The sequence below is a fragment of the Dyadobacter sp. CY326 genome, from assembly GCF_021390515.1.
In the GTDB taxonomy this organism is placed as follows: Bacteria; Bacteroidota; Bacteroidia; order Cytophagales; family Spirosomataceae; genus Dyadobacter.
In genome coordinates, this window is the sequence record NZ_JAJUXI010000007.1 from 207,061 (window position 1) to 218,372 (window position 11,312).

Below are 11,312 nucleotides of genomic sequence, written 5' to 3' on the forward strand. Positions count from 1 at the left end.
CAGTACAAATAAAAAAACGCATCCCTTAGGACACGTTTCAATGATCATTTAAGAAGGACAATTTTAGAGCGCTGCCGCTGCCGACTGATCTATAAACCAATGCAATGCTCCTCTGGTCGGCTCAATGATCTGCGACGGATAGAGGTCAACATTGCGCTCACCTTGCAAGACATGCTTCAATGTCTCCGCTTTTCCTGATCCTGCCGCCAAAAATGCAACGCAAGCTGCATTATTAACGATGGGAGCGGTCAAAGTAATCCGGAACATTTCCTGAGCAGGCAGGTAAAATGCAGTTGCCCAAACATTTTCCTCATGAATCACCTCAGTGCCAGGAAAAAGTGAGAGCGTATGCCCATCATCGCCCATGCCGAGCAACACAAAATCAAAGGTTATATCATCACCTTCAAAATATTGTTTTAAAACCTTTTCATACGCGATAGCAGACTCCTCAGGCTCAATGTCCGTGCGCATGATGTGAATAAAGTCAGGGTTAACCGGCACCTTATTCAATAGTTCATCATAACACATTTTGGCATTGTTACGAGAATCTTCAAAAGGAACCGCGCGCTCATCGCCCCAAAAAAAATGGATTTTTTGCCAGTCAATCGTCTCTTTGTAAGGCGATTCGGCAAGTAATCCATAAAGTTGTTTGGGTGTGCTTCCCCCGGAAAGCACAAATGTGAAGCGATCCTGTTTGGATAACACTTCTTTGATGTAACCGCTTAGCCAGGCGGCCAAGTCATGACTCAGCCGCCCGGTGTCGCTTGCAATATGAATTTCCATAATCAAGATACTACGGGAGGAAGATTGATCCAAGTATGCCCGTCGCGTGCAAGAAGCGCGTCAGCGCCCTCCGGACCCCAAGAATCCGGCGCGTAGTTAGGGAAATCCTGTGGCGTTCTGCTTTCCCAGGTTTCGAGAATTGGCATAATCACCTTCCATGCAGCATCCACCTGATCATTGCGCATAAATAATGTCGCATCGCCCTCCATAACATCCAAAAGCAGTGTTTCATAAGCTTCCGGAGCATGGTCGCCAGCGACTGCGTCATAATCAAACGTCATATCTACAGGGTCCAATGTCATAGTCTGGCCCGGACGCTTCGCCTGAAAACGAATGCTGATGTCCATATTAGGCTGAATGCTGATAGTCAATCTGTTAGATCTCCAAGTTTCGGCCGCTTCGGAAGGGAATGCGTAGTGTGGAGCCGGTTTGAATTGCAATGTGATATGCGTGGCTTTTTGGTTCAAAAACTTGCCTGTGCGCACATAAAACGGAACGCCCTGCCAGCGCCAGTTGTCGATATAAAACTTCGCAGCAGCGAACGTGTCAATGTTAGATTGCGGATTTACGCCTTCTTCCTGACGATATCCAACCACTTTTTCACCCTTTTTCCATCCACCCGAATATTGTCCGCGGACAGCAACATCGTGAACCTGATCTTTGGTAATGCGACGAATTGCATTCAGCACATCCACCTTTTTATTACGTATTTCATTGGCGTCGAAAGAAACAGGTGGCTCCATGGCAATCATACAAAGGATTTGCAAAATATGGTTTTGCACCATATCCCTTAATGCGCCTGCATTCTCAAAATAGCCTCCCCTGCCCTCTAATCCAACACTTTCAGCGGCTGTAATCTGAATGTGATCAATGTAATTTCTGTTCCAAAGCGGCTCAAAAAGTGCATTGGCAAAACGCAACGCAAGGATGTTCTGAACCGTTTCTTTGCCCAAATAATGGTCAATGCGGAAGATTTGCTCCTCAGCGAACATGCTGGAAAGCAACTTGTTAAGTTCATGCGCACTTTCAAGATCGTGACCAAAAGGCTTTTCAACAACAATTCTTGTTGTGCTTTTTTCCGAACAGATTTTTAATGCACCCAGCTTCTGAGCAATCGAAGGAACAAGCTGCGGCGCAACGGCTAGGTAAAATATAACATTAGGGTGAGTGCCCCATTCTTCTTCTTTTTGTTTTACCAAATCGGTTATTAAATGGTAAGCAGCGGCATCGTCGCCATCCATTTGCAAATAGGAAACATGCTCAGAAAATTCTGTCCAATGACCATTCAGCTTTCCTTTTCTGCGCGAAAACTTCGTAACGCCGTCCAGTAAATGCTCGTGGTATTTTTCATTGGAATAAGCACTGCGGCCAATGCCCGCTATCGCAAACTTCTCGGGCATCCAATTATCCAAAAACAGATTGTAGAGCGCGGGAGTAAGTTTCCTGTAATTAAGGTCGCCACTTCCTCCGAAGATAAAGACAACTGAGGCAGGTGGACGTTTGGTAGTTTGCATAAAATTCCTAATTTATTGTTGACCCCACTCTGTATGAAAAGTACCGGGGATATCGATACGTTGATAAGTGTGCGCTCCGAAATAATCACGTTGCGCCTGGATGAGGTTGGTGGGCATTCTTTTGGATTTATACGCGTCAAAGTAAGCCAATGACGACATTAACCCAGCTGTCGGCACACCTGCCTTGGCTGCAAACGCGACGAGCGAACGCGTGTTATCTTCTACCGACTTAACGACTTCGGCGACCTCTTGGTTCAGCAGAATGTTGGATAATTCCGGTGCTTGCGTATATGCATTCGTGAAGATTTCCAATAACGAAGAGCGGATAATGCAGCCGCCTCTCCAGACGCTAACCACTTTCGGAAGCGGAATGTCCATCGCCAGATCTTTCGAAGCCTGGAACAACATGGCAAGTCCCTGCGCGTAACTTATAATGGTTGCAAAATACAGTGCGTCGTGCACTTCCTGAATCAGTTCGTCCGAGGGAGCCGATGAACCGTAACCTTCTTTTGCATAAATTTCAGCAGCCTGAACACGCTCGTCTTTGTAGCCGGATAATGTCCGCATTGCAACAGCCGTATCGATAACCGGCACAGCAACAGGCAGTTCCATGGAATCCTGCGAAGTCCATTTACCCGTTCCTTTTGAACCAGCCTTGTCGGAAATTACGTCAACAAGGTGTGCATCGCTTTGGTCATCCTTTTGGAGAAATATATCGGCAGTAATTTCAACTAAAAATGATTGGAGCTTGCCTTCATTCCATGTTTTGAAAACCTCATGAAGCTGCTCATTGGTGAGTCCCGCATGTTTCAAGATAGAATAGGACTCGCTGATCAACTGCATAATCGCATATTCAATGCCATTATGCACCATTTTCACATAATGACCGGCGCCTTCTTTTCCCAGATAAGCTACGCAAGGCGTTCCGTCCACCTTGGCCGCAATGGCTTCCAGCATTGGCCTAACATTCTCATAAGCAGCCTGATCGCCACCCGGCATAATGCTTGGACCCGAACGCGCACCTTGCTCGCCGCCCGAGACGCCGATGCCCATGAAATGAATTTCCTTCTCGCGCAGATATTTTACCCGGCGCAATGTATCAGTATAATGTGAATTTCCACCGTCAATTACAACATCGCCCTTTTCCAGCAATGGAAGCAAAGATGCGATCACATCGTCAACAGGCTGACCAGCCGGAACGAGCATCATTACTTTGCGCGGGCGCTGCAGAAGCTGGATCATTTGCGCAAGTTCCGCCACCCCTTTCACGGTGGTTCCGGGCGTTGCAGCAGATTCCAAAGCCGCGTTTTTGGCCCCGTCCTTATCGAAACCGATAACAGAGAACCCATGATCAGCCATATTAAGCAACAGGTTTCTACCCATCACCCCAAGCCCGATCATTCCAAAATCGAATACGTTATTTGACATAATTGAAGCGTCTTGAATTAAGAAGATGCAATAATAAAGGAATTTACGCTATGGGATTCGGTTTACAGCGTATTTTATCAATTATGGAAATTCTTCGCAGCTGTGTTTTTGGCATCGTAGTGATCCGTGTAGGCGGATTTTCCTTTTTGATATTGTCTTATAAAGACTAGAAATCGAACTCGCCCAGCGAAAAATATTAATCGTAATATTGCGATCAAAACCTTTTCCGTTATCTTCGCGACATGGGACTAACTAAAACTGAGATATTCACGGATCAACAAAACCGAATCGCGGACTTGGCGAAGGCTTTTGCGCATCCGGCACGCGTCGCGATTCTGCAGTTGCTGATTGCCCGGAAAGCGTGCGTTTGCGGCGATCTGGTGGACGAGTTGGAGCTGGCGCAGGCGACTGTTTCTCAACATTTAAAAGAATTGAAACGGATCGGCATTATTCAAGGAGAAATCAATCCGCCTCGTGTTTGTTACTGCATCAATCCCGCGGTTTGGGAGGAGGCTTCTCAGGCTTTTGGTAAAATGCTTGAATCGATCAACAATGTTGCCTGCTGTAATTAGCAGGTGTTTTTTTGTATAAATCAATCGCAATATTACAATTAATATTAAAAACTATGATAGATCAATCAAACCCAATGACATGGCAAGCATTTAAACGCACACTGGAACAAAACCCGGATTTGCACTTGCAATTCGAATATGAAGCAGGCAAGTTTGTGGATCATTCGTTTCATATCACAGAGATTAAGCAGGCGCCGATTGTCTCAGTTGATTGCGGCGGGGTGATGAATAGCTGGACGGAGGTCATCGTGCAATTGTGGGAGCCGACCGTGAAAGAAGCTGAGCATTCAATGTTTGTCAGCAAGGCGCTGAAAATCGTAAGTCTTGTCGAAAAATCGCTGCCATTGAATCCGAATGCAGTTGTCAAAATCGAATTTGGTAACTCGAAGTTTGACACGCGACAAATGTATCCTGGCGAATTCGTAGCGGATGGGCAACATTTGACTGTAAACCTGGTTCCAGACTTTACACAATGCAAGGCGCTTTCACGCAACCAAACTTGCGGTCCCGATGCGTCCGGCGCGTCATGTTGCGGCCCCGAAATTGATAAACAAGAGCTTGAATTGATTGAAGCCGATGGCGCAGTGTGCAAACCTGGTTCTGGCTGCTGTTAATTGATAACCAATCTTACAAATGAAAAAAATCTTGGTTTTATGCACGGGAAATTCTGCGCGCAGCCAGTTAGCGCAGGGCTATTTGCAATATTTTGCAGGAAACAGCGCGCAAGTATACAGCGCCGGCGTTGATCCCAAAGGTGTTAACCCTGTGGCAATACAGGTCATGGCGGAAGATGGCATTGACATTTCACATCACACGTCTAACCATGCCAATGAATACACAGGCATTGATTTCGATTTCGTCATCACTGTTTGCGATAATGCGCGCGAACAATGTCCTTATTTTCCTTCGGCTGGTCAGCTGATCCACCATAGCTTTTCCGATCCGGGTCATACGCAGGGCGAAGATTTATTGACCTCATTCCGAAGGGTTAGGGATGAAATCAAAGCTTATAGCCGCGACTTTATTGAACAAAAAATCCTTGCATAAAGGCTTCTGCCCGTAAGCAATTGAGCTGCCGCCAGGCTGCGCATCCGTGAGACACAATTTTTCTGTCACGGCCTCTTCTCAAAGATCTTACCCAAATCTCCACTAAGCTCACCGCTTGTTGATGGCCGCTAGACGGCCATCAACACAAAACTCCATTTAATTCGCTGTAAACCTGCTTTTTGGAACGGTTTTTATAAGCGCTTATCCGTTTTCAAATTATCAACCGCTGATCGAAACGCTCGATTGGGCCAAAAAGCTGAACTTATGTTTGTCCCCATTGGAATGCTCGTGGTGGTGATAATCGTCGTCACATTGCTTTATCTCAGAGCAAAAAATAAGGTTGAGAAATAGCGTAGTTGCAGACAGCTGCATTGCGGGAAAGGCGCAGTCTAAATTTAAACATTCACTTAATATGTCATCAGCATCGGAAACATTACTACTCAGCTCGCAGGAGGCTCATCACCACAAGCCGCAAAATTTTTGGTTTAAATACGTCTTCGCACAGGATCACAAAACCATCGCCAAGCAATATCTGATTACCGGCATCTTCTGGGCGATTATCGGGCTATTTATGTCGATCCTTTTCCGGATTCAGCTCGGCATGCAGGATGCAAACTTCACCTGGCTCAAACCCATGCTCGGTGACTGGGTGACCGCCACCGGTAAGCTTGATCCCAATTTTTACCTGGCGCTGGTGACGATGCACGGAACGATTATGGTCTTCTTCGTTCTAACTGCGGGATTGAGTGGAACATTCAGCAACTTCCTCATTCCCTTGCAGATAGGCGCTCGGGATATGGCTTCGGGTTTCATGAACATGCTTTCTTACTGGTTCTTTTTTCTAGCCAGTGTGGTGATGTTTTCTTCTATGTTTGTGTCAACCGGCCCGGCCGGAGGCGGATGGGTTGTGTATCCGCCACTCAGCGCATTGCCGCAAGCGCATCCCGGATCGGGCATGGGCATGACGCTCTGGCTTGTGAGTATGGCGCTTTTTATTATCTCGCAATTGCTGGGCGGGATCAATTACATAACCACTGTTATCAATTTGAGGACACGCGGAATGACATTCAGCAAGCTCCCACTGACGATCTGGTCATTTCTGATAACTGCCATTTTGGGACTGATTTCGTTCCCTGTGCTGTTTTCGGCCGTTTTACTGCTCGTTTTTGACAGGCATTTTGGCACAAGCTTTTATCTTTCAGACATTTATATCAATGGCGAAGCGTTGCATAATGTAGGCGGCAGTCCGATTTTGTTTCAACATCTCTTTTGGTTCTTAGGCCATCCCGAAGTTTACATTGTGCTTTTGCCCGGACTCGGCATCACCTCGGAGATCATCGCGACCAACTCTCGTAAGCCTATTTTTGGTTATCGCGCCATGATCGCTTCCATGCTGGGCATTGCGTTTCTTTCCTTTATCGTTTGGGCGCACCATATGTTTGTTTCAGGCATGAACCCGTTTCTCGGCTCCATTTTCATGTTTCTCACACTGATTATTGCCGTTCCTTCTGCGGTGAAGGCTTTTAATTACATCACAACTTTATGGAGGGGAAATATTGTTTTTACGCCCGCCATGCTGTTTGCAATTGGTCTGGTGTCCTTCTTCGTTTCGGGTGGTTTGACGGGAATCATCCTGGGAAACAGCGCATTGGACATTCAATTGCATGACACTTACTTCGTTGTGGCGCACTTTCACCTGGTTATGGGAGCCGCTTCGGCATTTGGGCTGCTGGCAGGCGTTTACCATTGGTTTCCCAAAATGTTTGGCAGGATGATGAATTATACAATGGGACAAATCCATTTCTGGCTCACATTCGTGGGCGTCTACATGGTTTTTGTGCCATTGCATTACATTGGGATTGCAGGTTTCCCGCGACGTTATTACGCATTCACGAGCTACGATTTTACCAATAAGTTTTTGGATATGAATACATTTATCATGTATGCGGCGATCCTGACATTCGTTGCACAACTCATATTCTTGTACAACTTTATCAGCAGCATCTTCAATGGTAAGGTGGCCCCGGCTAATCCATGGCGTTCCAATACACTCGAATGGACTACGCCAATCCATCCCGGACACGGAAATTGGCCAGGCCAGTTGCCAGCTGTATATCGATGGCCGTACGATTACAGCAAACCGGGCGCGTCCGAAGATTACATTCCGCAAAATATTCCCTATTCACTCACACCCGAATCCAATTTCCCGCACGAGAAAGATGCCATTCAGGATGAAAAGCAGATTGAACAACAAAATTACAATGATCAGTTTAACCACCTTTAAAGAGGGTAATCACATTTCAAAAGCAGTGCGCGACTAAAAAAAACAGGCTTTTAAGTTTTTACACTTAAAAGCCTGTTAATTATCGTGGAGAATAACGGATTCGAACCGTCGACCTCTTGCATGCCATGCAAGCGCTCTAGCCAACTGAGCTAATCCCCCGAGTCATTGTTCTGCTTAGCCCTGTTTTAGAGGAGTGCAAAGATGAAACGGAGAATTTTGATAAGCAAGCATGTTCCAATTTTTATCTTTTATTGAAAAAAGCGAATTCAATTTGACGTAAACGTCACCTTCTCCCGCCTCCAAATGCTTTTGACAATGCCCATATTACGATTGCAATCACTGCAACAACTAAAATGACGCCGGTCCAAACCCCACCTTTGAAGATGCCGCCGACAACTTCACAACTGGTAAGTGTTAAAGTCAGCAGAAGAATGACGAGGCAGTTAATGATAGCTTTCATGTATCGGAAATTTTAGGTTAAAACTTTTACCCTTCAACTAAAAAATCATTCCACTATTTCCACATTAACCTCTTTTTAACATGAAGTCCATCGGAATGAGGCGCTGTTTGTCATTTGTAAGGAGCTTTTCAAACAATTGAACAGTTGCTCGCGCATCGCCATGTGCCCTGTGCCTGTTTTCAATCAGTATTTCAAGACTTTCGCACAGATTGCCGAGACTATAAGATTTGAGGCCTGGAAAGATTTTTCGGCTTAGTTGCACTGTACACAAGCAGTCGCGCTGGAAATATTCGTCCATTGCGCCAAATTCTCTTTTGATAAAACCGTAATCGAATTTCGCATTGTGGGCAACAAACCAGGCATCTTTTGTAAGGGCCCGAACGGAATCTTGCACATCATAAAATGTGGGCGAATCGCGCACCATTTCATTGTCGATCCCGGTGAGGCGGGTTATAAATGGAGGAATGTAAATCTCAGGATTAATGAGGGAATGAAATATATCGACGATTTGCTGTCCGTCGTGCCGGAAAACCGCTATTTCTGTAATGCGCGCTGCTCCTCCCCCACCTGTTGTTTCAATATCGACAATCGCGTACATTAACTTCTTGACATCTGCTTTAAATTAGATTACAAAAAAACGAAAAAATCCCCGTCAAAGCGAGGATTTTTTCAATAACAGGGAGGCATTCACGCAATTTCAGAAATGTAGTTAGTCAAGCTGAAAAATGATCGGCAATGTAAAACGAACTTTCACGGGAACGCCAGCCTGTTTTCCTGGAACCCAATTTTTCATCATTTTAACCACTCTAACCGCCTCTTCATCACAACCAAAACCGATTCCTTTAATTGCAGTTACATTTTCAATTTTTCCATCAGATGCAACGGTAAATTCAACGAAAACCCTTCCTTCAATCCCAGCTCGCGCTGCTCCGGAAGGATATCGCAGGTTTTTTTGCAGGAACGCACCCATTTCCGCCAAACCACCTTTATATTGAGGCGCTTGCTCAACAACCCCGAAAATTTCTTCTTTCTTAGGCTCAATCCCGGCTGTCGCAGGTTTAGATGAAACGACTTCCGGAGCAGGCGGAATAATGTTGATCACGTCCTCACTTCCTTCCACCGTTTCCACTGCGGGCTCTGCATGTTCCAAATCTTCAACCGCAGGCGGCAGATTTTCAACAATCACGTCTTCATCCGGCAAAACAACTGGCGGCAAAAAACGCTCAGTTTTCGGCGCCGGCGCAACTTCCTCTTCAATCAATGGCTTTGGCGCAATTTCAGGCACAATGTCAATTGGATTTGCTTCAATAATGTAAGCAATGTCTTCCGGTTTTGACTCGGGCACGAGTCTTGCATACAAATTTGGGAACATTACCAAGAGCAAAAACAATGTCACACCCATCAGCACCGAGCGCTGAATGGTTTGCCCGTAACTCTTCCTTAGGTCATAAGCGCCGTAAAGTTTGTTACGGCCTTCGAAAACGACGTCATTCAATGATTTTTTCATGGCTAACAGATTTTTATGATCCACACTTAGGTTAAGAAGGGCTTGCGTATCAGCAGTTTCCATGAGATTATCATAGATCTGCTCAAACGGCTTGCCATCCCAAAGACGCTCCTCTGCTTCGCAGGCCAGATGATCCAAAATCTCCGGAAGTAACTCTGGATTGAGCTTGCTTGCTTGCAAATATTTGTTAATCAAATCGATGCGATTTTCCTGAAGGCGTTTCATCGGATTATCTGTTTAGAAATGAGCCATGTAATAAAGGTTACTCAGTTGCCAGACTTTTTGGAGCCAGTAATAATCTTACCGCATCTATAAAACGTTCAAGGTCATTGGTTTTATTACGGGCCGCCTCGTTTCCAGGAGTCGTTAATGAATAATATTTTCTCAAACGGCCGTCCACTTCCACGGACTCCGTTACAAGCAGACCTTCCTGTTCCAATTTATGTAAAACAGGATATAATGCGCCAAATGTTAATGCAATCGCGCCCCCCGTCCTGTCCTTTACTTCCTGCGTAATTTCATATCCGTACATCCGATCATGTTCTGCCAGTAAGTTCAATACGATTGTTTTTAATGTACCGCGTACATACTCGTTGCTGGTTGCGTTATTCTCCATGAGTTATTTTGTTTCTGACCAAATATATATAAGTTCTTTATATATACAATACAAAATTATAAGATTTATTTTTTGTTCCAAAGGATTGCCTGGAAATTCTAACTTTCCGCCAGGGGAATCGATCGATTAATCCTCTCCTCTAACGAAATGAACGTTTCTGTGCGCTGGATGCCATTTACCTTTTGGATTTTATCGTGCAATATTTCTCTTAAATGGCCTGTGTCGCGGCAAACAATCTTCAAGAATATGCTGTAGATGCCTGTGGTGTAATGAATGTTAACCACTTCCGGAATGCCTTCCAGCTCTGTTGCGACTTGCTCGTAAAGCGAACTCTTATCCAGGTAAATTCCTAAAAAAGCGCTGATGTCCCAACCCAATTTGGCAGGATCAATAACGAGCTGAGAGCCCTTCACAATTCCCATCTGTTCAAGCTTTTTCATGCGCACGTGCACGGTCCCGCCTGACACAAACACCCTTTTACCGATTTCTGTGTAGGGCAACGCCGCATTCTCGATCAGGAGGGAAAGTATGCGTAAATCGGTGCTGTCTATATCTGAATATTTCTGCATTTACTGCTAATTGTTTGAATTTTTCACAATAATCCTTACTAAAATATGAAACAATTGTAAATTTTGACAATTTTAAATGAAAATATTTTATATTTAAGTTCAGAATTTTTAGTTTTGCAAAACCAAAGTACGAGGCATCTCAATAAAATGCCTCTTGCAATGAGAAATGTCACATTGTAGGGTGATGAAATTGGCAGCCATGCCCTCCTGTCTCGGGGGTGGTGAATAAGGGATAAACGCGGCATAATGCCGACGCAAGTCGACTGGGGTGGACCACCAACAGTATTTGTACCGTAGCTAACCGCACCGTGGGTGGTTCGAATCCCCCTCCTACAGCAAAAAAAACTTGACAAGCGAATATTTTCGTATTAGTTTTATTTGGTTTTTAGTTTGTTGATGAAGTGTAATTTGACACGCGGGTTCATTTTGAAACCTGCGTGTTTTTCTTTTTCAACAGGCTGATAAACAATGAGGCCCGGAACATTCCGGGCCTCATTGTTTATCAGCAGCCTCATCAGCCATTCCCTGCATT

The 11,312-nt window shown here is 45.1% G+C and carries 13 protein-coding genes and 1 tRNA gene; 4 read left to right on the plus strand and 10 right to left on the minus strand.

What is annotated here, in order from left to right; genetic code table 11:
• Positions 1–63: 63 nt before the first annotated feature.
• The 3 genes from pgl to gndA are packed head-to-tail and all read right to left on the minus strand — an operon-like array spanning position 64 to position 3,725.
• Positions 64–783, minus strand: coding sequence for a 6-phosphogluconolactonase (pgl, locus tag LZG73_RS15600; protein ID WP_233851640.1), 720 nt, complete (start codon positions 781–783; stop codon positions 64–66).
• 2 nt (positions 784–785) lie between these two features.
• A complete protein-coding gene (gene zwf / locus LZG73_RS15605; protein WP_233851642.1) occupies positions 786–2,297 on the minus strand; it encodes a glucose-6-phosphate dehydrogenase in 1,512 nt (503 codons plus the stop codon).
• A 12-nt stretch (positions 2,298–2,309) separates the two neighbouring features.
• Positions 2,310–3,725, minus strand: a complete 1,416-nt coding sequence (gene gndA / locus LZG73_RS15610; RefSeq protein WP_233851644.1) for an NADP-dependent phosphogluconate dehydrogenase — start codon at positions 3,723–3,725, stop codon at positions 2,310–2,312.
• 242 nt (positions 3,726–3,967) lie between these two features.
• Between gndA and LZG73_RS15615 the strand changes: the two genes are divergently transcribed.
• From LZG73_RS15615 to LZG73_RS15630, 4 genes are all read left to right on the plus strand, one after another.
• Positions 3,968–4,297 carry a helix-turn-helix transcriptional regulator gene (locus LZG73_RS15615; protein ID WP_233851653.1) on the plus strand — a complete coding sequence of 110 codons (330 nt, stop codon included), beginning with the start codon at positions 3,968–3,970 and terminating at the stop codon, positions 4,295–4,297.
• 53 nt (positions 4,298–4,350) lie between these two features.
• Complete coding sequence (locus LZG73_RS15620; RefSeq protein ID WP_233851655.1) at positions 4,351–4,911, plus strand: DUF6428 family protein; 561 nt, start codon at positions 4,351–4,353, stop codon at positions 4,909–4,911.
• Positions 4,912–4,930: 19 nt separating this feature from the next.
• Positions 4,931–5,344, plus strand: coding sequence for an arsenate reductase ArsC (locus LZG73_RS15625; protein ID WP_233851657.1), 414 nt, complete (start codon positions 4,931–4,933; stop codon positions 5,342–5,344).
• A gap of 412 nt (positions 5,345–5,756) precedes the next feature.
• Positions 5,757–7,628, plus strand: a complete 1,872-nt coding sequence (locus LZG73_RS15630; protein WP_233851666.1) for a cbb3-type cytochrome c oxidase subunit I — start codon at positions 5,757–5,759, stop codon at positions 7,626–7,628.
• An 85-nt stretch (positions 7,629–7,713) separates the two neighbouring features.
• Here LZG73_RS15630 and LZG73_RS15635 read toward each other — a convergent pair.
• The 7 genes from LZG73_RS15635 to LZG73_RS15665 all read right to left on the minus strand — a co-directional run bounded on the left by LZG73_RS15635 (position 7,714) and on the right by LZG73_RS15665 (position 11,295).
• Positions 7,714–7,787, minus strand: a tRNA-Ala gene (locus LZG73_RS15635).
• 124 nt (positions 7,788–7,911) lie between these two features.
• Positions 7,912–8,088, minus strand: coding sequence for a hypothetical protein (locus LZG73_RS15640; protein ID WP_233851668.1), 177 nt, complete (start codon positions 8,086–8,088; stop codon positions 7,912–7,914).
• Between the two features lie 64 nt (positions 8,089–8,152).
• Positions 8,153–8,686, minus strand: a complete 534-nt coding sequence (locus tag LZG73_RS15645; protein ID WP_233851670.1) for a PolC-type DNA polymerase III — start codon at positions 8,684–8,686, stop codon at positions 8,153–8,155.
• A gap of 111 nt (positions 8,687–8,797) precedes the next feature.
• Positions 8,798–9,820 carry an energy transducer TonB gene (locus LZG73_RS15650; RefSeq protein WP_233851672.1) on the minus strand — a complete coding sequence of 341 codons (1,023 nt, stop codon included), beginning with the start codon at positions 9,818–9,820 and terminating at the stop codon, positions 8,798–8,800.
• A 37-nt stretch (positions 9,821–9,857) separates the two neighbouring features.
• The gene (locus LZG73_RS15655; protein ID WP_233851674.1) at positions 9,858–10,211 is read right to left on the minus strand and encodes a PadR family transcriptional regulator; all 354 of its coding nucleotides are present in this window, start codon (positions 10,209–10,211) and stop codon (positions 9,858–9,860) included.
• Between the two features lie 98 nt (positions 10,212–10,309).
• Positions 10,310–10,780, minus strand: coding sequence for an Lrp/AsnC ligand binding domain-containing protein (locus LZG73_RS15660; protein WP_026630987.1), 471 nt, complete (start codon positions 10,778–10,780; stop codon positions 10,310–10,312).
• 374 nt (positions 10,781–11,154) lie between these two features.
• A complete protein-coding gene (locus LZG73_RS15665) occupies positions 11,155–11,295 on the minus strand; it encodes a hypothetical protein (protein ID WP_233851682.1) in 141 nt (46 codons plus the stop codon).
• Positions 11,296–11,312 lie beyond the last annotated feature (17 nt).

Coding starts and splice junctions, on each gene's coding strand:
- LZG73_RS15665 (WP_233851682.1), bottom strand. CDS start 11,295: ATGAGGCTGCTGATAAACAATGAGGCCCGGAATGTTCCGGGCCTCATT.
- LZG73_RS15650 (WP_233851672.1), bottom strand. CDS start 9,820: ATGAAACGCCTTCAGGAAAATCGCATCGATTTGATTAACAAATATTTG.
- LZG73_RS15615 (WP_233851653.1), top strand. CDS start 3,968: ATGGGACTAACTAAAACTGAGATATTCACGGATCAACAAAACCGAATC.
- LZG73_RS15630 (WP_233851666.1), top strand. CDS start 5,757: ATGTCATCAGCATCGGAAACATTACTACTCAGCTCGCAGGAGGCTCAT.
- zwf (WP_233851642.1), bottom strand. CDS start 2,297: ATGCAAACTACCAAACGTCCACCTGCCTCAGTTGTCTTTATCTTCGGA.
- LZG73_RS15655 (WP_233851674.1), bottom strand. CDS start 10,211: ATGGAGAATAACGCAACCAGCAACGAGTATGTACGCGGTACATTAAAA.
- LZG73_RS15625 (WP_233851657.1), top strand. CDS start 4,931: ATGAAAAAAATCTTGGTTTTATGCACGGGAAATTCTGCGCGCAGCCAG.
- LZG73_RS15660 (WP_026630987.1), bottom strand. CDS start 10,780: ATGCAGAAATATTCAGATATAGACAGCACCGATTTACGCATACTTTCC.
- gndA (WP_233851644.1), bottom strand. CDS start 3,725: ATGTCAAATAACGTATTCGATTTTGGAATGATCGGGCTTGGGGTGATG.
- pgl (WP_233851640.1), bottom strand. CDS start 783: ATGGAAATTCATATTGCAAGCGACACCGGGCGGCTGAGTCATGACTTG.
- LZG73_RS15640 (WP_233851668.1), bottom strand. CDS start 8,088: ATGAAAGCTATCATTAACTGCCTCGTCATTCTTCTGCTGACTTTAACA.
- LZG73_RS15620 (WP_233851655.1), top strand. CDS start 4,351: ATGATAGATCAATCAAACCCAATGACATGGCAAGCATTTAAACGCACA.
- LZG73_RS15645 (WP_233851670.1), bottom strand. CDS start 8,686: ATGTACGCGATTGTCGATATTGAAACAACAGGTGGGGGAGGAGCAGCG.